The organism is Haloarcula hispanica ATCC 33960 (assembly GCF_000223905.1).
Taxonomy (GTDB): domain Archaea; phylum Halobacteriota; class Halobacteria; order Halobacteriales; family Haloarculaceae; genus Haloarcula; species Haloarcula hispanica.
On sequence record NC_015948.1, the window covers coordinates 882,186 to 905,499 of the forward strand.

General features: G+C 64.5%; 20 protein-coding genes. 7 read left to right on the forward strand and 13 right to left on the reverse strand.

Features of this window, described 5'->3' with window-relative positions; translation table 11 throughout:
* Positions 1 to 64 precede the first annotated feature (64 nt).
* Positions 65 to 1,927: a DEAD/DEAH box helicase gene (locus HAH_RS04525; protein WP_014039849.1), complete on the forward strand. Its 1,863-nt coding sequence runs from the start codon at positions 65 to 67 to the stop codon at positions 1,925 to 1,927.
* Between the two features lie 27 nt (positions 1,928 to 1,954).
* On the opposite strand, the gene HAH_RS04530 is transcribed toward HAH_RS04525, so the two are convergent.
* From HAH_RS04530 to purH, 8 genes are all read right to left on the reverse strand, one after another.
* Positions 1,955 to 3,448: a globin-coupled sensor protein gene (locus tag HAH_RS04530; protein ID WP_014039850.1), complete on the reverse strand. Its 1,494-nt coding sequence runs from the start codon at positions 3,446 to 3,448 to the stop codon at positions 1,955 to 1,957.
* A gap of 185 nt (positions 3,449 to 3,633) precedes the next feature.
* Positions 3,634 to 3,936 carry a class I SAM-dependent methyltransferase gene (locus tag HAH_RS20125; RefSeq protein ID WP_267879377.1) on the reverse strand — a complete coding sequence of 101 codons (303 nt, stop codon included), beginning with the start codon at positions 3,934 to 3,936 and terminating at the stop codon, positions 3,634 to 3,636.
* Entirely contained in the window at positions 3,849 to 4,271 is a 423-nt protein-coding gene (locus tag HAH_RS20270; RefSeq protein WP_014039852.1) for a class I SAM-dependent methyltransferase, read from the reverse strand. Before HAH_RS20270 ends, HAH_RS20125 begins: the two co-directional genes overlap by 88 nt.
* Before the next feature lie 66 nt (positions 4,272 to 4,337).
* On the reverse strand, positions 4,338 to 6,809 hold the full coding sequence (gene folP, locus HAH_RS04540) for a dihydropteroate synthase (protein WP_014039853.1): 2,472 nt from the start codon (positions 6,807 to 6,809) through the stop codon (positions 4,338 to 4,340).
* Positions 6,810 to 6,926: 117 nt separating this feature from the next.
* Entirely contained in the window at positions 6,927 to 7,643 is a 717-nt protein-coding gene (locus tag HAH_RS04545; protein WP_014039854.1) for a hypothetical protein, read from the reverse strand.
* A gap of 41 nt (positions 7,644 to 7,684) precedes the next feature.
* Positions 7,685 to 8,224 carry a hypothetical protein gene (locus HAH_RS04550; protein WP_014039855.1) on the reverse strand — a complete coding sequence of 180 codons (540 nt, stop codon included), beginning with the start codon at positions 8,222 to 8,224 and terminating at the stop codon, positions 7,685 to 7,687.
* 36 nt (positions 8,225 to 8,260) lie between these two features.
* Positions 8,261 to 9,247: a formate/nitrite transporter family protein gene (locus HAH_RS04555; RefSeq protein ID WP_014039856.1), complete on the reverse strand. Its 987-nt coding sequence runs from the start codon at positions 9,245 to 9,247 to the stop codon at positions 8,261 to 8,263.
* Positions 9,248 to 9,388: 141 nt separating this feature from the next.
* Entirely contained in the window at positions 9,389 to 10,969 is a 1,581-nt protein-coding gene (gene purH / locus HAH_RS04560; RefSeq protein WP_014039857.1) for a bifunctional phosphoribosylaminoimidazolecarboxamide formyltransferase/IMP cyclohydrolase, read from the reverse strand.
* Between the two features lie 145 nt (positions 10,970 to 11,114).
* Between purH and HAH_RS04565 the strand changes: the two genes are divergently transcribed.
* From HAH_RS04565 to HAH_RS04585, 5 genes are all read left to right on the forward strand, one after another.
* On the forward strand, positions 11,115 to 11,669 hold the full coding sequence (locus tag HAH_RS04565) for a hypothetical protein (RefSeq protein WP_014039858.1): 555 nt from the start codon (positions 11,115 to 11,117) through the stop codon (positions 11,667 to 11,669).
* Between the two features lie 248 nt (positions 11,670 to 11,917).
* Entirely contained in the window at positions 11,918 to 12,985 is a 1,068-nt protein-coding gene (locus HAH_RS04570) for a zinc-dependent alcohol dehydrogenase family protein (protein WP_014039859.1), read from the forward strand.
* Positions 12,986 to 13,118: 133 nt separating this feature from the next.
* Complete coding sequence (gene purB, locus HAH_RS04575) at positions 13,119 to 14,501, forward strand: adenylosuccinate lyase (protein ID WP_014039860.1); 1,383 nt, start codon at positions 13,119 to 13,121, stop codon at positions 14,499 to 14,501.
* A 91-nt stretch (positions 14,502 to 14,592) separates the two neighbouring features.
* On the forward strand, positions 14,593 to 15,900 hold the full coding sequence (locus tag HAH_RS04580) for an MFS transporter (protein WP_014039861.1): 1,308 nt from the start codon (positions 14,593 to 14,595) through the stop codon (positions 15,898 to 15,900).
* 90 nt (positions 15,901 to 15,990) lie between these two features.
* Positions 15,991 to 16,635, forward strand: coding sequence for a phosphoribosyltransferase (locus tag HAH_RS04585; RefSeq protein WP_014039862.1), 645 nt, complete (start codon positions 15,991 to 15,993; stop codon positions 16,633 to 16,635).
* A gap of 25 nt (positions 16,636 to 16,660) precedes the next feature.
* On the opposite strand, the gene HAH_RS04590 is transcribed toward HAH_RS04585, so the two are convergent.
* The 5 genes from HAH_RS04590 to HAH_RS04610 all read right to left on the reverse strand — a co-directional run bounded on the left by HAH_RS04590 (position 16,661) and on the right by HAH_RS04610 (position 21,713).
* Positions 16,661 to 17,788 (reverse strand): M20 family metallopeptidase, encoded by a 1,128-nt coding sequence (locus HAH_RS04590; protein WP_014039863.1) that lies wholly within the window; start codon positions 17,786 to 17,788, stop codon positions 16,661 to 16,663.
* A complete protein-coding gene (gene lysA / locus HAH_RS04595) occupies positions 17,788 to 19,023 on the reverse strand; it encodes a diaminopimelate decarboxylase (protein ID WP_044951737.1) in 1,236 nt (411 codons plus the stop codon). Before lysA ends, HAH_RS04590 begins: the two co-directional genes overlap by 1 nt.
* 189 nt (positions 19,024 to 19,212) lie before the next feature.
* Positions 19,213 to 19,692 (reverse strand): Tfx family DNA-binding protein, encoded by a 480-nt coding sequence (locus tag HAH_RS04600; RefSeq protein ID WP_014039865.1) that lies wholly within the window; start codon positions 19,690 to 19,692, stop codon positions 19,213 to 19,215.
* A 121-nt stretch (positions 19,693 to 19,813) separates the two neighbouring features.
* Positions 19,814 to 20,185 (reverse strand): hypothetical protein, encoded by a 372-nt coding sequence (locus tag HAH_RS04605; protein ID WP_014039866.1) that lies wholly within the window; start codon positions 20,183 to 20,185, stop codon positions 19,814 to 19,816.
* Between the two features lies 1 nt (position 20,186).
* Positions 20,187 to 21,713: an aldehyde dehydrogenase family protein gene (locus tag HAH_RS04610; RefSeq protein WP_014039867.1), complete on the reverse strand. Its 1,527-nt coding sequence runs from the start codon at positions 21,711 to 21,713 to the stop codon at positions 20,187 to 20,189.
* Between the two features lie 479 nt (positions 21,714 to 22,192).
* Here HAH_RS04610 and HAH_RS04615 point away from each other — a divergent pair, with 479 nt between their 5' ends.
* Positions 22,193 to 23,311: a bactofilin family protein gene (locus HAH_RS04615; RefSeq protein WP_014039868.1), complete on the forward strand. Its 1,119-nt coding sequence runs from the start codon at positions 22,193 to 22,195 to the stop codon at positions 23,309 to 23,311.
* Positions 23,312 to 23,314 lie beyond the last annotated feature (3 nt).

Consider the following 23,314-nt stretch of genomic DNA (forward strand, 5'->3'; position numbering starts at 1 on the left):
TTCGGACCGACGGGGCGGTCGCCCAGACGAAACCCGTTTGAGCGTCGGTCCCCTCCATTTGGTAGTGACAGTCGAGGAGCCAGCAGACCGAGACGAGGACTCGGACCCCGCAGAACTCGAACTCGACGCCGTCTACGACGCTATCGATGCCGTCGGCCGCCCACATCTGACGGCGACGGAGTTCTCCCGGAAAACGGACCTGACGCCAGACGAGGCCCGGGAAGCACTGGAGCGCCTCGCCGACGACGGCGACATCGAGCGCCAGGACGTGTCCGAGGTCGAGTCCGTGTGGTACCCGGCGGACATCGCCGAGGTGACAGACCGCGAGCGCGTCGTTCTGTTCCCCGACCGCCGCGAAGTGGTCGTCGAACACCCCGACCAGTTCACGCGGGCGCAACTCTCACAGTTCGCGCGCCTGCAGGACACCAACCGTTCGGGTGGGTACGTGTACGAACTCCGCGAGGAGGACATCTGGGCCGCGCCACACGAGTCTCTAGACGCCCTCCTGACGACGATGCGGGACGTGCTGGGCGAGCGCTCGCCCCACCTCGAAGAGTGGGTGACGAGCCAGTGGGAGCGCGCCCGGAAGTTCCGCCTGAAGACCCACGAGGACGGCTACGTCGTCCTCGAAGCCGAGAGCGATGACCTGATGGGCAACGTCGCCCGGCCGAAACTCGACGACGACCACCTCCGGGCCCCCATCTCGGATTCGGAGTCGTGGGTCAACGAGGACGCGACCGCCGAGATCAAGCGCACGCTGTACGAGGCGGGCTATCCGGTCCGTGACGACCGCGACTTAGAGACCGGCGACGCCATCGAGATGGACCTCCGCCTGCGCCTGCGGGATTACCAGCAGGACTGGGTCGAGCGGTTCACCGAGCAGGGCTCTGGCGTGTTCGTCGGCCCGCCGGGGTCGGGCAAGACCGTCGCCGCGATGGGGGCGATGGCCGCTATCAGCGGTGAGACGTTGATTCTCGTCCCCTCGCGCGAACTCGCGACCCAGTGGCACGACGAACTGGTCCGGCACACGACCCTGACCGACGACGACATCGGCGAGTACCACGGCGGCGAGAAGAACATCCGGCCGGTCACCATCGCAACCTACCGCACCGCGGGGATGGACCGCCACCGGAAGCTGTTCGACCAGCGCAAGTGGGGCCTCATCGTCTTCGACGAGGTCCATCACGTCCCGTCGCCGATTCACCGCCGGAGTGCGGACCTCCAGACCAAACACCGGCTGGGCCTGACCGCCACGCCGACGCGGGAGAGCGACGACGAGGAGGAGATATTCACGCTCATCGGCCCGCCCATCGGGACAGATTGGGGCAAACTGTTCGACGAGGGCTACGTGGCCGAACCCGAGGTCGAAATCCGCCTCGTACCGTGGGGCAACGAGACCGAGCAGTCCGAGTACAGTTCCACGTCGGGCCACGACCGCCGACAGGCTGCCGCCAGCAACACCGGAAAGATTGACGAGATACACTACGCGCTGGCCGAGAACCCCGCCGCGAAGGCGCTTGTGTTCATCGAGTACCTCGACCAGGGCGAGGCCATCAGCGAGGCCATCGACGCGCCGTTCATCAGCGGCGAGACGCCACACGCCCGCCGGGAGAAACTGTTCGACGAGTTCCGCCGGGGCGAACTGAACACGCTGGTCGTCTCCCGCGTCGGTGACGAGGGCATCGACCTCCCCGACGCCGAACTCGCCATCGTCGCTTCTGGACTGGGCGGGTCCCGTCGGCAGGGCGCACAGCGGGCCGGGCGGACGATGCGCCCCGCCGGCGACGCCCGGATGGTCATTCTCGCGACGCGAGGGACCACAGAGGAAGACTTCGTCCGCCGCCAGATGCGCCACCTCGCTTCGAAGGGTATCCGCGTGACCGAGACGGAGGCCGAGGCCGTCGAGCCACCCGAAGCCGAAGAGTAAGCCAGGGGCGCTGGCTGTGAGTCGCGCTTATTCTGTGTCGGTGTCGAGTCGGCGCGCCGTCTCGGCCACGTCCTGAATCTTCTCCGTCTGCTCTTCGTTCGTCGCCGCGAGGTCGTCGAGCTGTGCTGACATGTCGTCGATGCCGCTCGACAGTTCGTCGATCATGCTGGCGACCTCCTCGGTCGACGCCGCCTGGTCGTCGGTGGCCGCCGAGACCTCCTGGATGCCCTGTGCTGCCTCGTTGACCGCCGACACGATCTCTTCGAGTTGTTCGGCCGCCGTCTCGACCTGATCGATGCCCTCCGTCACCTGCTCTGTCACGGTTTCGAGGCTCTCGACGGCGTCGACGGTCTCGTCTTGGATCTCTGTGACGGTGTCCTCGATCTGGTTCGCGTGTTCCTGTGAATCTCCGGCGAGCGTCTTGATTTCGTCGGCGACAACGGCGAACCCGTCGCCCGCCTCGCCGGCGCGTGCGGCCTCGATAGACGCGTTCAGCGCGAGCATGTTGGTCTGGTCCGCGATGTCGTTGATCACCTCGACGATGTCGTCGATCTCGTCGGCCTGCTCCCGGAGGCCGGCGATGTCTGTGGAAACCGTATCGACAGCGTCGTCGACGTCGTTCATCATGGCCGCGGCCTGCTGTGCGGCTTCGTTCCCGCGTTCCGCCTTTTCCTCGGCCGATGTGCTGGTACTCGCGACTTCTTCGGCGGTCGAGGCGATCTCCTCGATGGTTGCGCTCATATCCGCGACCTCGCCCGCCACCTCGTCCATCGACTCGGACTGTGTCTCGGCTGTGTCGGTGATTTGTTGGTTCGTCTGGGCGACCTCCTCGGCTGAGGCGCTCAGTTCGTCGATGGGCTGCTGGAGTCCGCTCTCGACCTCCTCCATCAGCGCCTGCTGGTCATCGATTGCCGATTCCAGACGCTGGCTGTACGAGTCGATGTAGGTGTCCATCGCCACCTGCTGATCGAGGTTGAGGAGTTTGAACACGGACAGCGCCCGCGCCTGCATCTCTTCGAGTGCCTCGTCCCGGGCGGCGTCGCCCGACTGTAGGTCCTCGACGATTGTCCGCAGGAAATGTTCGAAGTAGATGCTGTAGGCCCCGAGATAGATCTTCGGGCCGAGGTCGAGCATGTCGTGAATCTTCCCGATACGGGCCCGGTTCTCGAAGTACTGTTTGTCGTAGCTCCCGGCGACGAGGTCGCGGAGGTACTGTGACTGTGTGTTTTTGAGCTGGTCGACCGACTTGGTGGACCGCCCGAAAATCTCGATGGTTTCGTCGAACGATTTGAGGTGATCGTAGAAGTCGTCGACGACAGATTCGGCCCGGGCGTTCGTCTTCGCTTCCATCGCGGTCAGATTGTCGACGTCCGACTCGTCGAATCCGGTGAACTCCTTCCGCCAGCGTATCTCCCCGGCGTCCAGTCCGATACGATCGGTAAGCGTTCCGCCGTCGACCGCTTTTCTGTCAGAAGAACTGATGCGCTCTCGGGAGTTCTTACTCCCGTCCCGTAATTCCATGGCGGACCTCCACCGATACAAACCTTATATGTTCGCTCCCGATTTTCATTGTTGAGAGATATCGGGAATAATCCCCCCAATATAGTGGGGAAATTGCTTGTGCCGCCCAGGCCTAACGCACCGAACAACTGCCCGAGTAGTCCTGGTTATAGAACCCTTCTCCACACGAACGCAAGTCCCCTGATTCAGTTGTGACCCGGCAGTGTCTCGCTGTCCTCCGGTTGTGCCCGGAATATGGCGAAGGTCCCTCCGAGTTCATCGTCGACCGGTTCGACCGATTCGACGCGAAAGCCGGCTTCCGTCAGTAGATCTGCGCTACGTTCACGACCGTGGAAACTCCAGGCCATGGCGGTGCCGGTATCCAGCCAGTCGTCGTTCGTGCCTTCCCATGGGTCGTCTCCTAGCGCGGCCAGGAGTTGCCCGCCGGGCCGGAGCACGCGCTCAAATTCGGAAAAGACAGTGGCGTGTTCGTCCTTTGGAACGTGGATGACGGCGTGGTAGGAGACAACGGCTCGAACGTATCGTCAGCGAACGGGAGCGTCGCCAGGTCACCACGGACCAGTCCGTCGGAGTCGACAGTATCACGAGCGGTACGGAGCTGTTCGGCTGAGATATCCAGTCCGATGGTATCGTGCTGATCGGCGAGAACTTCCATTGCCGGCGTACCCGCACCACAGCCCGCATCGAGGACGCGACTACCATCAGGGAGGGCCGCTGCAAGCGATTCGACAAGGGTCCGTTCGCGACCGTTCCCGTCCCGCTTCTCGGCGTAGGTACTCGCAATCTCGTCGTACCCCTCGCGGACAACGTCTCGCTGATCCATACCAGCGGTGCTCGGTGGTGGCGTAAGTGCTTTCGGTCTGGTGGAATTACGGACAAACAGCGCCGCTCAGTCCTCGAATTTCTCCGGGTTCTGAGCTGCCTCAGCGACCCGAACCGCGGCAACGTTCTCCGGGACGTCGTGGACGCGAACGATGTCGGCCCCCCGTTCGGCCGCCAGCGTCGTCCCGGCGATGGTCGCCTCCAGACAGTCGCCCGCTTCCTGTCCGACCAGCCCGAACAGGGACTTGTGGGAGTGCCCGACCAGGATTGGACAGCCGAGTGCCTCGAACTCCGGAAGTCGGTCGAGCAGTTCGAAGTCCTCCGTGGCAGCTTTCCCGAAGCCGATGCCCGGGTCGACGATGATCTGGTCTCGGTCGAGTCCGGCCTTTTCCGCGAGCAGGACGCGCTCCGTCAGCTGGTCGATGCAGTCCCCCACCACGTCGTCGTAGTGGATGTCGCTGTCGGGGTCGACCGGCGTCTCGATGGAGTGCATCACGACCACCGGCACGTCGTACTCGGCGGCGACAAGGCGCATCTCGGGGTCTTCGAGGCCGGAGACGTCGTTCAGGATGTCCGCACCGGCGTCGAGCGCCGCTCGCGCGACTGGGGCCTTCCGCGTGTCGACGGAAATGGCGACGTCCAGCTCCGAAAGCGCCTCGATGACCGGCACCACGCGGTCGATCTCCTCCTCGACCGGGACCGGTTCGGCACCGGGCCGGGTCGACTCCCCGCCGATGTCGAGGATATCCGCGCCGTCCTCGACCATTTGCTCGGCGCGGGCGACGGCGTCCTCGACGGCGTTGTACTCGCCGCCGTCGTGGAAGGAATCCGGGGTGATATTGCAGATACCCATAACGGCTGTGCCGTCGTCCCAGGGATACGCTGCCGACGTGTCTGGCTCGGACTGTTGGATGGACAGCGCCCCCCGCAGTTCGTCGGCGAAGGACGCGAGCCCGTAGGGCTGGCCGTCCAGCTTCTCCGCGAGGCGCTTGTACTGGGCCATCGTCGCCATCATGACCACGTCGGTTGATTCCTCCTCTTGGCCGTCCAGCCCAGAGACGGCACATTCGCCGCCCAAGGACAGCAGTTCCTCCTTGAGATACTGGGCCTGTCGCGGCTGGACGCGGGTACGCAGGACGCGGTGGACGCCCTTCCCCCGCATCCGCCAGGCCCCGGTATCGGTGACGTGGGCGCTCTCGATGGTCTCGCGGGCCTCGGCCAGCGAGTCGACCTGCTTGGGGATCAGCGAGCGCGACCAGCCGGTCCGGGCCTCCCGGACGGCGTACAGCGACCCGGTCACGAGGACTGCATCACCGGAGTCCGCGGCGTCGAGTGCGATATCGAGCGCCCCGGATACGTCGTTTCGCGTCTCGATGGTGGCGTCGGTCGCGTTCTCAACCGCGGTCGCGACAACCTGGTGGGACTCCGCCCGGTCGACGTCAGGCTGGCAGGCGACGACGTGGTCCGGGTCCGGTAACGCCGCGGCGATGCGCTCGTGGTCCTTGTCGACCATCGCCCCGATGACGACGTAGAGGTCGTCGTAGTCGAACGAGGACAGCGTCTCCGCGGTGCGCTCGATGCTCCCGGGGTTGTGTGCCCCATCGAGGACGACCAGCGGCGACTCGTTCATCACCTCGAACCGACCGGGCCAGTGGGCGTTTCGCAGGCCGCGTTCGAGATCGGACTGCGAGACGTCCGCGACCTGCCGGCACAGTGTGGCTGCGATTCCGGCGTTCTGTGCCTGATGTGCGCCCAGCAGCGGGAGGGAGGTATCGACGCTCCAGTCCGGGCCGTCGACCGAGACCGACCCCTCCAGCCCCTCACGACCGCCGTAGTTCACGGATATATCGGCCTCGCTCTCGGCCGGGCTCTGGTCTGTCTCGACGGCGCTCCCAACGGTCACGACATCGTCGGTGAACTCGCGGACGGCCGCGAGCGCGTCGCCTGTCATCCCGGTCACCAGCGGATTGCCGTCCGGGGCGACGTGGGCCTTGTCGTGGGCGATTTCCTCGACGGTATCGCCGAGGATGTGGGTGTGTTCGAGCGTCACGGACGTGACGGCGCTTGCGACCGGATCGACCACGCTCGTGGCGTCGTACCGGCCGCCGATACCGACCTCCAGCACTGCAACGTCGACGTCCTGGCGGTCGAACTCCCACAGCGCCATCGCAGTCATCGTCTCGAAGAAGGTGGGCGAATCATTGGCCGCGCCCTGCTCGGTCACGTACGCCTGAACCGATTCGACGAACTCGACGAGCGCGGCCTCGGAGAGCTTCCGGCCGTTGATACGGATTCGCTCGCGCACGTCGTCGAGATGCGGGGACGTGTACAGTCCGACATCGAGGCCTGCTTCCCGCAACGTTCGTTCGACCATCCGCGCGGTGGACCCCTTCCCGTTGGACCCCGCAATCTGGACGCAGCGAAGCCCCTCCTGTGGGTCACCGAGCGACGATAGCAGGTCCTGCGTGGCATCAGTACCGGGTCGCGAGGCGAACCGGCGCAACTCGAAGAGGAAGTTCGCGGCCTCGTGGAACTCCATGGTCGGGCTATCGGAGCCGCTCGCTTTAGCCTGTCGGACTGTTGCGTGTGTCCGGCGCGAAGACGCCCCGAACAGCCTGCTTACCCAACTGGTCTCCCACTGGCCTGCCGGCGACAGTTACGCCTGGTCGCTACGCTCGCGCGTGGCCCACCGACCGACCGCGCTCGACAGAATCAGGAACGCGGCACCCAGCAGCGGTGCCGGGTCGATCTTCGCTTCCGGTCGCTCGTCCGTGTCCGTCTCAGTGGGCTCCGTCTCCACTTGTTCCAGAGTGTCCGTCTCGGTCTCTGACTTGGGAGCGCCAGATAGCTCCGTACCCGTCCCAGTATCCTGCCGCCGGGACTCGGACTCAGTCCGTGGCATCTCTGTGGCCAGCGACGTTTCCTGCGCCTCTGGAGCCGGCGTCTCCTCGGCGTCTTCTACCGCTGCTGTCGGCTCGAACTCCGTCTCGGCCGGTGATGGCGTGTCGACGCTCGGTTCAGCCGGTGGTGGCGTTTCGTCTGGACGTTCCGTGGCCCATTCCGACGCGTCCTCGTCGGTGCTCCTGGCATCGGTTCCATCAGCGTTGCGGCGGCGGTACCACCAGAGCCAAGCCGTTGCCGCGCCGAGCGCGATGAGGGACAGCCCCGTGCCGAGCAGCCCCCACTGTCGCCACAGCGACCCGAGGCGGTCCGTGAGACTGGGGCCGGAATCCTCGGCCCCGTCCGGCCCCGCCGGTCCCGGTGATGGGCCAGTAGTGGTATCGTCGACAACGGCGACGCCGGGAACGGCGTCGAGCGCCGAGGCGATGGCGTCTCGCTCCACCTCGACTTCGAGAAACGTGGGTGCGTCCATACGTGACCCGTCGTCGGGCGACTATGTAAAACCCGCTCAGGCTATTCCCGGGCGGGCTCGTACTCGGTGTCGGTCGCCGCGGTCCGCGGTAGGTCGGTCTCCATGTCGACGGCGTCCAGCAGTTCAGAATCCGGGTTCTCTGACTCGCCGAGAAGCGCCTGCAGTTCCCGCTCGTACTCGGCCTCGGAGAGGTCCCCCTCGACGTACCGGCGCGTCAACGCCTCGTGTCGCTCCTCGACTGTCGGCTCCGGCGGCGCGAACACGTCGGCGAGGCCGAGCGACGCGAGCGGTGGCACGACTGATTCGAGACGGGTGAGCCCACCAGCGACGCGCTGGCTCTTCGGCACCGACGCCCGCCGGGCCAGCGCACGGACCAGCGCGACCGAGAAGACGATGTCAACGCCCACTAGGAGCAATGTGCCAAGCAGGAACCCGGCGAAAGTCTGGATGACCGCGCCGCCGCCGAGAAGCGCCCCGACTGTCGCGACGACACCGACGATTCCCAGCCCGACAGCGCCCAGCGTCGTCAGAACGACGGCGGCAAACAGAAGCAGCAGCCGGTTATCTCTCACCCAGTTCACACCAACGATAGCCGGAGGCCGTTGAAATGGTTTGTGTCAGCGCTCGTTCTCTCGCGACTCCGGATCGCTTTGGGGAATTTCGTCGGTCGCCGGCACGTACGAGCGGCCCGAAGCGGACCACCCGCCCCAGATCCACTCCCGGATGGTGAGCTGGCGCTTGGACCCCTGATCTCGCGCTGTTTCGAGCCGCCGTTCGGTCGTATGGAAGTAGTTGACGACGGTCACGAGCACGACGCCGCCGACGGAGTTGCCGAGAAGTACCGGGAGAACGAACTGCCAGAGGCCGACAGACAGCGCCAGCTCGCCGATAAACACGAGATAGAACATCTCCGTCGCGGAGACGACGACGTGATAGAGGTTTCCGAAGGGAATCGCCAGGAAGGCGATGTAAATCAACACGAGCCGGGAGATGCTGTCCCGCAGCGAGTAGTCGACCCAGACGACGCCGGCGACGATGAGGCCGGCGAACACCGCCTTCGAGAACAGCGTTAGCTGAGAGGTCGCGATAGCTTTCTGGGCGAAGCCGGCGGCGGCCGCCGCCGCGTCGGCGGAGAGAACGTCGGTCGTCGCCAGCGCGAGCGCGCCGAGCATCCCGCCGAAGAGGTTCGAAATCAGGACGACGACCCAGATACGGAGCAGCGACGGGATGCTCGCCAGCCGTTCGAGGACAAGCGCGACCGGCGGGAGTGTGTTCTCCGTGTAGAGCTGATAATCCCCGAGAATGATGAAGACAAACCCGAGCGGGTACAACAGCGCGCTCAATATCGGGTCGCCGCCGGTCTTCGCGTACAATGACGCGTACAGCATGAACGTCACTGTGATAGCGAACCCGCCCGCGACGCCGGCGAAGAACATCTCGCGAGTCCCGACTGTCACCTCCTCGTCGGCCGCGACGATGATGCGCTGGAAGATCTCGTCCGCGGAGAACCGGTCACGGATGACACTCCCACCCGCTGGGGCACCGCTCCGAGAGACGTCCACAGCGTCGCGGACAGCTTCCTCCCTGTCGTTGTCGTTTGCCATCGGGAGCGGGTTCTAAAGCCTCGACAAAACCTCTTTCGTTGCCGGCTACCGGTTGCGCTGCGGTCCCGCTCAGTCGTGCCGGAACCACCGATAGACTCGTGCCACTCGTCTACCGAGGCTCAGACACGCTCTCGCTACCGCTCAGTCGTGTCTGAACGACCGCTGCCCGGTGAACACCATCGCCATGTCGTGTTCGTCCGCGGCCTCGATGACGCTCTCGTCGTTCTTCGAGCCGCCGGGCTGGATAACCGCCTCGATGCCGGCGTCGGCGGCCTCTTCAATGCCGTCCGGGAACGGGAAGAAGGCGTCCGAGGCCATCACCGCGCCCTCGGCGTCCTTCCCCTCGGCGTGTTCGTCGGCCTTCATCGCGGCCAGCCGGACGGCGTCGACCCGGGACACCTGCCCCATGCCGATGCCGACCGTTTCTGTCCCGTCGGCGAAGAGGATGCCGTTGGACTTGACGTGTTTGAGCGTGTGCCAGGCGAACAGCAGCGACTCGATCTGCTCGTCGGTCGGCTCGCGCTCGGTGACGACTTCAAGATCGTCGACTGAGAGGTGCTGGGTGTCCCGCTCCTGAACGAGTCGGCCCCCAACGAGGGGCTTTTCGGTCAGGCTGTCGGTGACCTCGAAGTTCTCGTTGACATCCAGCACGCGGAGATTCTCCTTCTCGAACAGTACATCGAGCGCGGCGTCGGTGTAGCCGGGCGCGACGACGACCTCCTTGAAGGAGTCGATGATCTGCTCGGCGGTGGCGGCGTCGCACTCGCGGTTCAGCGCGACAATACCTCCAAAAGCGCTCATCGGGTCCGTCGACAGTGCCTTCTCGTAGGCGTCGGCCACGGAGTCGGCAGTCGCACAGCCGGCCGGGTTGGTGTGTTTGATGACCGCCGCGGCGGGCTCCTCGAACTCCTTGATGAGGTTCAGCGCGCCGTCGGCGTCGTTGTAGTTGTTGTACGACAGCGCCTTCGCACCCTCGTTGAGCTGGTCGGCGTGGACGACGCTGGCCTCCGAGACGGTCGTGTCAGTGTACAGCGCGGCGTTCTGATGGGGGTTCTCCCCATAGCGCAGACTCGATGCGAGGTCATCCGAGACGATGCGGCGGGCAGGGAAGTCTCCGCCCTCGTCGCCCTCTACTGAGACCGTGCCTGCATCCCAGTCGATGGTGACGCGGTCCTCGGCGAACCACTCGATGACGCGCGGGTAGGCGGTGAACTCGCCTTCATAGAGCACGCGCTCTTTGAGACTGTCCTCGTCGTCACCTTCGAAGACGGGAATCGGTTCCTGCGTGACGATGGGGCCGCCGTCGACGCTTTCATCAAGGACGTGGACGGTACAGCCCGTCACCTTCACGCCGGCGTCGAGGACCTGCTCGTGAGCGTTCGCCCCGGTGAAGTTCGGCAGCAGGCTTGGGTGGACGTTCAGCGCGGTCGGTGTCTCGTCGAGGAACGTCTCGCTGAGGACGCGCATATACCCGTCCAGCGTGACGAGGTCGAAGTCGTACTCCGAGAGGGCGTCGAGGACGCGCTCCTCGTGGGACTCGCGCGACTCGTCCGCGTCGTGCTCGACGACCTCGGTCGGGATGCCGCGCTCGGCGGCTGCTTCGAGCACCGGCGCGTCGGCGTCATTGGTCAGAACGACGGCGAACTCCGCCCCGCCCGGGGCGCGGTCCGCGATGTTCATGAGATTTCGGCCGCGGTTACTGGCCATACCGGCGAGTTTCATGTGGGACTGACCGACCGGACCGTGCAAAGTTGTTGCGAAACCCCCGGCCGGTCTGTGGCGTGCGACCGAGCCACATTAGCTATGTCTGTATTCTCGGCGTGTACCGGTTCGGTGCGCATTTGTAGCCCGCCGCCAACTCGCCCGTATGGCGAAGCTACGGTGTCAGCGCGCGGGTGCGGTCGCCGCCGTCGGTGGTGTCGTCTGGGTTGGCTGGGCCGTGGTGCTGTCCGCGACCGGTCAGACCGAAATGAGTACCTCCATCCTCGCCGGAACCGCCCTCTCCGCACTCGGTGTCGTAGCCGGTCACTATGCCATTGAGGATTTCTACGGCGCACGGATGAAGCGGCCAGGGACCATCGGTGCGTGGGCCGGCGGCCTCGGCGGCCTCGTTTTCGCCGTCGGACAACTGGTCCGCCTCCTCTCCGGTGGTAGCGAGGCGGTCATCGCGGTCGGCGTACTCGTGCTGGTCAGCGGGTCGTTACTGGTCACCGTCGGTCTCGTCAGGACGCGCATCCAGCCGCCGTGGCTGGGCGTGTTGCTTGGCCTCGGGACTATCGCGTTCCTCGGGTTCGAAGTCCAGCCAGCGGCGGCAACCGTCTACGGCCTCGCGTGGGTCGCACTTGGACAGGACCTCTATCGCTTTGACCCACCGGATGGCCGCTTTGGCGATGCCGACGGCGACTACGGCTGGCTGAGTTGAGGATTGGCCGGCTAGCGGGACCATCTCTTCGCTCTCTGTCGAAGGTATTTCGATGTGGACGAAAATATGGCTACTTGATATGTGTCATCGGCTTCGGCAGCAGCGGCAGTTATTTGAAATTATTCTGGACTTAGATTGACGCAGCCGAGTAACCACAATATCAGGGGTGCGGACCTCCTCGCTCGCGAAGATATTGTAGCTCAAAAACCATAATATTCATTAGTAAGATATCCTCTGTTAATAGTGTAATGCAAGCAGTACTACTAGAAGAGTTTCAGGAGCCGCTAACAGTACAAGAAGTCGAACGCCCCGAACCGGAGCCGGACGGTGCCGTCGCCGAGGTCATCGGCTGTGGTATCTGTCGGTCCGACTGGCACTGCTGGCAGGGGGACTGGGACTGGTTCGGGTACCGGCCTGACCCGCCACACGTCCTCGGTCACGAGCCGACAGGCCGGATTGTCTCTGTCGGCGAAGACGTCGAAAACATTGAGGAGGGACAGGAGGTCGCCATTCCGTTCAACTTCGCCTGCGGGAACTGCGACCTCTGTCGAAACGGGCGGGAAAACATCTGCGAGAACCACATCGGTCTCGGGTTCATGAACCAGGCCCCCGGCGCGTTCGCCGAGGAGGTCCACATTCCCAACGCCGACCTCAACGCCGTTCCGCTCCCGGACGGTATCGACGCCGAGTCGGCCGCCGGGATGGGCTGTCGGTTCATGACCTCGTTCCACGCGATGGCCCACCGCGCACCGGTCAGTGCCGGCGACGACGTTGTTATCCACGGCTGCGGTGGCATCGGGCTCTCGGCGGTTCACATCGCGAACGCCCTCGGCGGCAACGTCATCGGAGTCGACCTGATGGACGAGAAACTGGAGCGCGCGGAAGACCTCGGCGCTGTCGCCACCGTCAACGCACAGGCGGTCGACGACCCCGCAAAGGAGGTCAGGGACATCACTGACGGCGGGGCCGACGTGTCCGCAGACGCCCTCGGTATCGCAACGACCTGCCAGAACGCGGTGAACTCGCTCCGCAAAGGCGGCACGCACGTCCAGATCGGACTGACCACCAGCGAGGAGGCGGGGATGGTGTCGCTCCCGACCGACGAGTTCGTCGCCAAAGAAATCGATTTCAAGGGCTCACTCGGGCTCCAGCCATCGCGGTACAGCGAAATGCTGGACATGGTGGAATCGAGCAAACTCGACCCGACGGCGCTGGTCGAGGACACGGTCGACATCCACCAGGTACCCGACGAACTGGCCGCGATGAGCGACTACAACACGGTCGGTATCCCGGTCTGCAACGAGTTCAGCAACTAACGACGCGGCCTCCTCTTTCACCCGAACCCCCGCTCCCCACCTTTCTCGCCGTCACACCACGCCTCGCTGCCGCACCGCGTCGCGGTTGCGGGAGAACGACACGCTTTTTCGCGCCTCCCGCGCACACTCGGGTATGACCGAGAGAGGGCCACTGGCCGCCGTTTCGCCGCTCGACGGCCGATACGCCCGCTACACCGAACCGCTCGTCCCGTACGCCAGCGAGCGGGCGCTGATGCGCGCCCGCGTGGAAGTCGAAGTCGAGTATCTCATCGCGCTTGCCGACCTCGACGCCACGCCGCTGTCAATCGACGACGGCCAGCGCGCGACGCTCCGGGCGCTGTACGAGGAGTTCGACGACGAGGACGCGAGCGTCGTCAAACAGCTCGAAACCGAGGGCTACGGCGAGTACGCGGCGACCAACCACGACGTGAAGGCCATCGAGTACTTCATCCGGCTGGGGATGCCCGACGACCTCGACGCCGCCAACTGGATTCACTTCGGCCTGACCAGCGAGGACGTGAACAACCTCGCCCAGCGGCTGCTCGTCAAGCCCGCCGCCGAGGAGGTGCTGGTGCCCGAACTCCGCGAGATTCGGGATACGCTGGTGGAGATGGCCCACACCTACGCTGACGTGCCGATGCTGGCCCGCACACACGGCCAGCCTGCGACGCCGACGACGTTCGGCAAGGAGATGGCCGTCTACGCCTCGCGGCTGGGCCAGGCCATCGGTCGGGTCGAGCGTGCTGCTGAGGGCCTCTCCGGAAAGCTCGCCGGCGCGTCGGGAACCTACGCGGCCCACGTCGCCGCCTACCCCGACGTGGACTGGCCAACGTTCGCCGATTCCTTCGTCGGCGACCTCGGCCTGGAGCACGAACCGCTGACGACGCAGGTCAACCCCTGTGACGACCTCGCGGTCCTGTTCGATGCGCTCCGGGGCGCGAACAACATCCTGCTGGACCTCGACCTCGACGTGTGGCTGTACGTCTCGGACCGCTATCTCGGCCAGGAAGCCGTCGAGGGCGAAACGGGGTCCTCGACGATGCCCCACAAGGTCAACCCAATCGACTTCGAGAACAGCGAGGGGAACCTCTCGAAGGCCAATTCCGACCTCCACTTCCTCGGCGACTACGTCACGAACTCCCGGCTCCAGCGGGACCTCTCGGACTCGACGGTCAAGCGCAACATCGGGGCCGCCTTCGCCCACTGTCTCATCGGCTACAGCAAGTGCCAGAACGGGCTGGCGAAGGTCGTCCCCAACGAGCAGGTGATGCGCGACGACCTCGCCGCGACGCCGGAGATCATCGGCGAAGCCGTTCAGACGATCCTCCGGCGCGAAGGGTACGCCGACGCCTACGAGCAGGTCAAAAAGGCCACTCGGGGCCGCGAGGTCACCATCGAGGACTTCCACGATATGTTTGCCGACCTCGACGTGAGCGACGAGGTCCGGGCCGAACTGGAGGCGCTGACGCCGACCGATTACACGGGGATCGCGGCGCAGCAGGCCGACGACATCTGAGCGCCGCTGTCTCGCCGGTGCTGTTTTCGGGTCGACGTACCACCGCGGGGAACGCAACTATCACGAGTGTGGCCGCCTTCGTCAGGGGTAGATGGTCCTCGGCACTGACACCCGGGTCCTGACGCTCGCGTTCGCTCGGATGGCGGACGCGCTGGGCAACTCGTTTCTCATCATCGTGCTCCCCCTGTACATCGCCAGCGGACAGGTGTCGCTCGCCGGTATCGCCGGCCAGCAGATACTCGGGTTCACCCTCCAGACGGAGACGCTCATCGGTCTGGTGCTCTCCCTGTTCGGCCTGTTGAACAGTTTCGGCCAGCCTTTCACCGGGCGGCTCTCGGACCGGACCGGTAAGCGCCGGATTTTCGTCCTCACCGGGCTGGTGCTGTTCGCTATCGGCAGCGCGGCCTACCCGTTCCTCTCCTCGTACTGGACGGTCCTCGCCGCGCGGGCATTTCAGGGACTCGGTGCGGCGTTCACGATTCCGGCGACGGTGGCGCTGGTAAACGACTACGCGGCGAGTGACGCCGAGCGCGGCGGGAACTTCGGCGTGTTCAACACTTTCCGGCTCATCGGCTTCGGGTTCGGGCCGATAATCGCCGGCGTCGTCATCACCGGCGGACTCGCCGCGAACGACGTGGTGACCTACCGATTCGCCGGCACCGCGATATCCGGCTTCACCGCCGCCTTCGCCATCGCCGTGCTGGGCGCTGTCGTGAGCTTCGTCCTCGTGTGGGCCCTGATTCAGGATCCACCGGTCGATGCCGAAGCGGGCAAAGACCTCTCGATAGCGATTCTGGACCGAGAGGGGGAGGGGCTCGATTCAGTGTTCGTCCTCGGTATCGGCACCTTCCTAATGGCGGCCACTATCGCCCTGTTTGCCACGCTCGAAGGGCCAATTCGGATGCGGCTGGACGAGTCGACCCTGTTCTTCAGCGTCCAGTTTGCCGCCGTCGTCATCGCGAACGTCGTCTTTCAGGTACCCATCGGCCGAGCGAGCGACCGGTTTGGTCGACGGCCGTTCATCGTCGCCGGGTTCGTCATCCTTGTTCCGTCGGTGTTCGCACAGGGTGTCGTGACAGGCCCGTGGAGCATGCTTCTGGCGCGGTTCGTCCAGGGCATCGCCGTCGCGCTCGTGTTCGCCCCGTCGCTCGCTCTTGCCGGTGATCTGGCCGGCGCGAGAGGGTCCGGGACGACGCTGTCTGTCCTGACAATGGCGTTCGGTCTCGGCGTCGCTATCGGGCCGCTGGCGTCGGGCCTGCTGTACAACTTCGGGTCGTTCAGCACGCCCTTCACTGCCGGTGCCGCGCTCGCGTTTGTCGGTCTCGTTCTGACGTACACACAGGTCGAGGAGACGCTGGCCCTCGGGCAGGAACCCGACCAGCCGACACCCCAGGACTGAGCCGGTGACGCAGCCACCCGCTCGGTCGGCCGCCAGCCCCGGTGACGACTGACCGGAATGATTAGGATGTACGATTCCGTATAGTGTGGTATGTTCACAGACCGCTCGGATGCGGCGCAACAGCTCGTGGCCGCGCTGCGCCGGCGGGATGTCGTCGGCGATATCGTCGTCACGCTCGCACCGAACGGCGTCCCCGTCGGCAACGTGGTCGCTGACGCGACCGGGCTCCCGATGGATGTCATCGTCATACAACGTATACGCGCTCCAAACCACCCTGAGCTGACTATCGGAGCCGTCGCGCCGGGGGGCTTCTCGTGGATCAACAGCCCGATGATGCGGTTCCTAGACGTGAACTGGGAGTACGTTCAGGAGGCGAAGACGCACGCGAGCGACACCGTCGAGTCGCGAGCGGTCGACTACGGCGAGACATGGGGGCCGCTTGACGTGGCTGGCAAACGGGTTCTGCTGGTCGATGATGGGATTCCGACAGGTGCGGCGATGCGTGTCGCAATACAGCGTCTCCAAAAGGCAGGCGCGAACGAGGTTATCGCCGCTGCCCCTGTCGCACCGCCGGACGTGCTTGAGGAGGTACAGCGGTGGGCCGACGACGTTGTCGTCCCGCTAAAACCGGCGGCGTTTCAGGCCACCGCGGACTACTACGAGGAGTTCGACAGCGTAACAGACGAAGACGCGACGACGGCGCTCTCCGACCTCGTCCAGCGGCGGTCGGCGTAGGCCAGTCCGTCGGCGAGGCCGCCACTCAGATCAGCCGTTCAACCGTCTCCCGTACGGCTCGCGCGGCGGTTCGCACTTCTGAGAGGCGGACGTACTCGCGTTTCGAGTGCGCAACGGCCCCTATCTCGTCGCTCAGGTCACCGGGGCCGAACACCACAGTCGGCCCGTTACTTGCGAAATACGAGGCCTCTGTCGCGGCCCCGAACTGTCGAACCCCGCCGCCACTAGCTTCCTGCAGTGTGCGGACCAGTTCCGCGTCGGTGTCGGTCGCAAACGCCTCGGGGAACGGCGTATCCGGGCGGATGAGGTCCACGGTGAGGTCCATCGACTCCGGGAGCCACTGTTCGAGGTGGGCCTGCAGGTCGGCACAGAAGGACTCGCTGGTCTCCGGCGGGACGCTCCGCCGGTCGAACGTGATGGTGCATTCGGCCGGGACCTGATTGGTCGCTTCGCCGCCCTCGACCATCGACGGGGTGAGAATGGGGTAGCCAAGCGTTTCGTGTTCGCCGGGGCCTGTCTTCTCGTCGTATGCCTCCATCGCCTGCAGAATCGGCGCGGCGGCCCGAATCGCGTTGTGGCCGCTGCCGGGGTCGGCGGCGTGGGCGCTCTCGCCGTGGATGGTGACTGTCCCCTCGAACTGGCCGCGAGCGGCGGTACACACGTCGAGGCCGGTCGGTTCGCCGACGATGTAGCCGTCGGCGTCGACTGTGTCCGCGAGGTGTGCGCCGCCGGTCTGTGTCGTCTCCTCGTCGGTGGAGATCGCCAGCGTGACGCGGCCGTTGTCGGGCGTCACGGTGAGGAACGCATCGAGGAGTGCCGCGAGCGGCCCTTTCGCGTCGCAGGCGCCGCGGCCACAGACGATGTCGCCGTCCCCGTCACCGCCAGAGCCATCAATACTCTCGTCTGGCCCCGGCGGCTCCGTCCGCCGCTCGTAGGGCAGATGCGGCGGCACGGTGTCTATGTGCGTGTTGAGCAGGATATGGGTCCCGTCGGTATCGCCACGGGACACGACGACGTTACCGAGGTCGTCTATCTCCGGGTACTCGCCGGCGTCTTCGAGCGTGTCGACCAGCAGCGAGCGCATGTCATCGACGCGCTCGTGTGACGGCGTTTCGACGGCCTGCCGGTGGAACGAAGGGATGTCGAACGCCATTACCGCTCCATGCGAGTCACGTCCGCCAGCGTCTCACGCTCCCGCACGATGCGGGTCTCGCTGTCCTCGAACGCGACTTCCGCCGGCCGCGGCTGGGAGTGGAACTGGTTCGCCAGTTCGTAACCGTACGCGCCGGCGTTGCCGATGGCGAGCAGGTCAGTCCGCTCGGGTCGGGCGATGGGTCGGTCAGTACAGAACACGTCGGCGCTCGTACAGCACGGACCACCAACGGACACCGGTTCGGCTTCCCGGCCCGGCGCAGTGACGTTCCGAATCGGGTGGTAGGAGCCGAACATTGCCGGTCGGATGAGCGTCGCCAGCGAGGCGTCGACGCCGACGACGGTCGCCGCCGGCGTCTCCTTGACCGTGTTGACCTCGGTGAGAATCAGTTCGGCGTCGGCGACGACGTAGCGACCGGGTTCGAGTTTGACCTGCGCGTTGAGGTCCCCGACCGCCTCGCGGACCTTCTCGCCGACGGTATCCATGTCCAGCGGCTCGACAGTCTCCCTGTAGGGAACGCCGAAGCCGCCGCCGAAGTCGACAAAGTCCAGTTCCGCGCCGTCGGCGATGACTGCTCGGCCCATGTCGGCGACCTTGGCGATGGCTCGGCAGTGGTCGTCTAAGTCGTCGTGGAGAACGCCGCTGCCGGCGTGGGCGTGCAGGCCGACGAGGTCGAAGCGCTCGCGCACGTCGGCCGCGACTTCGGGCACCTCATCGTAGGGGATGCCGAACTTGGCGTCTTTCCCCGTCGCCACTTTCTCGTGGTGGCCCGTCCCGATGCCGGGGTTGATGCGGATGGCGACCCGGCCGTCGTAGCCGCGTTCTTCAAGGCGGTCGAAGGTGTCCCGCGCGCCGGCCGTAATCGTCAGGCCGGGGTTCTCGGCGGCCAGTTCGACGGCACGGTCGAGGTCGTGATCCGGCGGATTGACGGCCGTGTACTGGAGCGTGTTCGGGTCCGCGCCGGCATCGATAGCCCGCTGGAGTTCCCCCCAGGCCGCACACTCGATGTCCGCGCCCGTCTCAAGCAGTTTCGAGAGGACGGCCTGTCCGGTGTGGGCCTTCGCGGCGTACATGACATGGGCGTCGGGGAACGCCGCGGCAAATCGCTCGTAGTTCTCGGCGACGCGGTCGAGATCAACGACGTACAGCGGCGTGCCGTGCTCGGCAGCCACCGCCTCCAGACGCTCGTGGTCCCAGTCCGCGAGGCGGCGGACCGGCGGCGAGTCGTGGCTCATTGGGGAAACCACGGTGTCGGCGGCTAACAAGGGTTCCGTTTCGATACACACAGCGCCCCAACTGGCCATCTCTCTATCGGGCGACGGTCGGATGCGGACGGTGCTGCGCAACAATCGTCTGTCGGCGCGTGAGGACACACCGGTATGTGAGCCGTGCCTGCCGATTCGAGCCAGCAGTACTGTTCCCGGTTACTCTGTGCGTTCTGTCGACCGTTCTCGAACGTGTACGACACCGTCGTTTGTCACATCAATGCGGAGTGGCACCTGCACCGTGTCCTGCTGAATCGCCCCATCGACGGCGTCATCGATGAGTTGCAACAGATTCGAGGAGCCGTAATTGACCTCCACACCGGCCTCATCACAGGCGGCATACACCGTCGGTGGAATATCGTAGATATCGGTCCCGGCTTCGATGTCAACACAAACGGGTGCGGTCAGGGTGTTTGCGAAGGCGACCGTCTGGCGTGCTTTTTCGACGTTTTCTCTCGCATTGCGCTCGATACTTGAAATATTCGCGCGTGACGTGCCGAGCAACTCCCCGATATCGCTCTGACGGACATCGTTTTCGCGGAGCGCAAGTACCTCCGCTTGCCGGCGCGTTAGCACGCTCTCGTCCGCATCAAAGCCGACAGCAGCGAGCAGTTCGCCCGGGTCGATTCGTTCATCCATAGCCACAGGTCGGTAGCTGGACTGAAAACAACGTTGTTGCCAGCCGCGAGCGGCCATCCCTGGCCGTACTAAGTAAGGTGGACTGACCCTGAGCGACAGCACAGACTGCTGACTGCCGAGTTCACTGTTCGGTAACGGACACAGCGCCTGGCGACTGCCAGCGGGTCACGTCGCCGCTTGGGTGGCGTGCCATGACAATCGATTCGGCGTCGTGTGACCGGGCGAACCGCTTTACCATGGCCGTTTCGGTGAAGTCATCCGGGGCATCGATATACACACGTCTGGTCAGCCCATCTGTATGCAGTGACACCCATCCGGCCAGCGCCAGTTCGGTTTTGGGGTCTCGTGTCCCCGCAGCAGCGTCGGGCACCACTGCCCGGAACAGCCGCTCGTGCATCCCTGACGGGACGACGTATTTCGTCCCGTCGGGGGCGATGGACACGTTGGCGGCTTCAATCTGTCCGGGAGGGACTTGCGGGAACGGGACGCTCACATCAATCGAGTGAAATATTCACCGTCTTCGTCTGCGTGTAATGTTCGATCGTTTCCTCGCCGATCTCTCGACCGATTCCCGACTGCTTGTATCCGCCGAACGGCTGGCCTGCCGGGAAGTCGTTGTAGGTGTTGACCCAGATGTTCCCCGCTTCGATGTCTTTTGCACACTGGTGCGCCTTCGAGAGGTCTTCTGTGAGGACTCCTGCTGCGAGACCGTAGTCGACATCGTTAGCCAGTTCCATCATCTCATCGTACTCGCTCCAGCTGAACACTTCCTGAACCGGGCCGAAGATTTCTTCCTGGACCGGTTTGCTGTCGTGGTCAATCTCGTCAATAAGTGTCGGCGCGACGAAGCAGCCATCCGAAAGGGCTTCGTCGTCCGGCTGACTCCCTCCGGTGACGAAAGCGGCTCCTTCCTGTTCTGCCTCCTCTATGTAGCCCAGCGTCCGCTCGACCTGCTCTGCGGTCACTTTCGGGCCGAGGTCTGTCGCCTCCAGCAGTGGGTCATCTACAGTTAGGTCCTCGGCTGCAGCCGCAAGCTCATTCAGGAACTCGTCTTTGATGTCTTCATGGACGAACAACCGTGACCCGGCACAGCAACACTCACCGGTGTTAAAGAAGATTGCCGTAATCGTCGTCTGGACAGCCTGTTCCAGGTCTGCATCGGGGAACACAATGAGTGGACTCTTTCCGCCCAGTTCCAGCGTCACGTCGGTGATGGTTTCGGCGGCGCTTTGCATCACTTTACTCCCGATTTCTGTCGATCCAGTGAACGCTAGCTTCCGGATGTCAGGGTGTTTCGAGAGCGGCTCCCCTGCCTCCGGACCGAACCCGGTGACGACGTTAACGACGCCGTCGGGAATCACATCTTCCGTAATTTCCATCAGTTTGAGAATACTCAGCGGCGTCTCCTCGGCAGGCTTCAGTACGACGGTGTTACCGGCCGACAGCGCCGGGGCGAGCTTCCAGGCCGCCATCAGCAACGGGAAGTTCCACGGGATTATCTGTCCAACAACCCCATACGGCTCCCGGAGCGTCTGGACGTGCCGGCTGTCGTCAGTTTCAATGGTCCGTCCCTCGCCCGACCGAGCGAGACCTGCGAAATACCGGAAGTGGTCGATAACGAGGTCAATATCGATCCGAGCCTCGCTAATCGGTTTCCCGTTATCTAAACTTTCGAGCTTCGCGAACTCCTCGCTGCGCTCCGCAATGGCATCTGCGATACTATCCAGCATTGCCTGGCGTGCGCCTGTAGACATATCGCTATACGTCTCGTCGTAGGCGTCCCATGCGGCCGCAACTGCACTGTCAATATCCTCCGCAGTGCCGGCTTGCACTTCCGCAAGCGGTTCACCGGTTGTCGGGTCTATCGTTTCGAATGTCTTCCCGGCGCTACTCTGGACCCATTCCCCACCGATGTACAGTTCCCGCCGATCCGGCAGCACCTCGTTTGCCGCCTGTTCGTGACGCTTCTTTATCGCTGACTTCCGCTCGGTTGCGCTCTGCTGCTTGCTGTCACTAGACATATCTACGGCAAATATTTCATGCTATCAATACTTAAAGTTTCAGGGTGGTGTAGCCAGTAGCGATTACAAAAACTCGGAACTCGGCCAAAAAGAAACCACTATAGGTTTCACCTTGCCCAATACAGTCCTAATACACGCTCGATATGTCGCCTGTGAGACCGCTGGAGAGCGTCGTCAGGAACCGCTGTCGTCTTATAACTAAAAGCACATACCGATACAGAAACGCTCGTTTCGGTCCAGTCCCAGAGGCCGATGTCCACGTTTCGAGGGCCGCTACTCCGCGCACCCCACTCTCTCTGCGTGCGTCTTCTGGCTCCATTGTTTTCAGTGTCTCCTCTCCATCGGCGACGACAACACCGCGGCGCGGACAGACCGCTCGGTCTGGACGAGTGCGGCCCGGCTCACACCGTTCGGGTGGCGTTCTCGCTGCCTGATAATGTTATCACACATTTATCATGTTCCCAATACAATCAAATCGCATGTCTTCCAGACTCGCCAGCGGCGGCCTCCGGGTCGCTACGCTCGCGCTCGTGTCGCTCGTTTTGCTATCGACTGTGGCCGGTACCGTTGCCGCGCAGTCGTATCAGGGAGCAAGCGGAACCATAATCATCGGACCTGACGAGACGTACGACAGCGTTGAGGGGGTCGCCGGGACGGTCATCGTTCGCGGGACGGTGACCGGAGACGTCGAAACCGCGGCAGGGACCGTCCACGTCACCGAGGCCGGTGAGGTGGGTGGGAACATCGAGGCTGCGGCGGGGACTGTCCGTATCGACGGCACTGTCGGCGGCAACGTCAGCGTCGCCGGCGGGACAGTCGAGATCGGCGAGACAGCCCAGATTGGCGGACACCTCGAAGCAGGTGCTGGCTTCCTCGCGATTCATGGGACGGTCAACGGGACCGTCCGTGCTGGTGCAGAGGAGTTCGTCCTCGGGCCGACGGCGTCGGTCGGCGGCGACGTCCGCTACGACGCAGCCACGTTCACCCGCGATCCCGAGGCCACCATCGGCGGGAGTGTCGTTCAGGACGAGAGCATCGGCGACAGCGCCGGGCCGGACTCCGGCGAGTTCGCGCTTCCGTCATGGATCGGTGTCGTCTACGGCCTGCTCGTAAACCTCCTGCTGGGTGCGATCCTACTGGCCGCCTTCCCGTCGTTTTCAGCGCGCGTCGCCGGACACGTCGCGGAGCGCCCGGCGAAGTCCGGGGGCGTCGGCCTGCTGACACTCGTCGCCGTGCCCGTCGTCCTCGTCGTTCTCCTGTTCACCATCGTCGGCATCCCGCTCTCGCTGGTCGGTGCCGTCATTTTCGGCGTCGCGGTGTGGGTCGCCGTCGTCTACGGCCAGTTCGCCGCTGGGTCGTGGGCGCTCTCGCTCGCTGACCGGGAGAACCGCTGGCTCGCGCTCGTCGTCGGCCTCATCGGGTTTGCAATTCTCGGTGCGATACCGGTTGTCGGGTGGGTGTTCGAACTGCTTGCGCTTTTACTCGGCCTCGGCGCACTGGCACTCACCCTCAGAGAGTCCTACCAGCGCCGTGGGAACGTCGCAGACGGGCGGCAAACGACACTTGACGAGATCGACAGCGATACCACCGCGGCCTGAAGT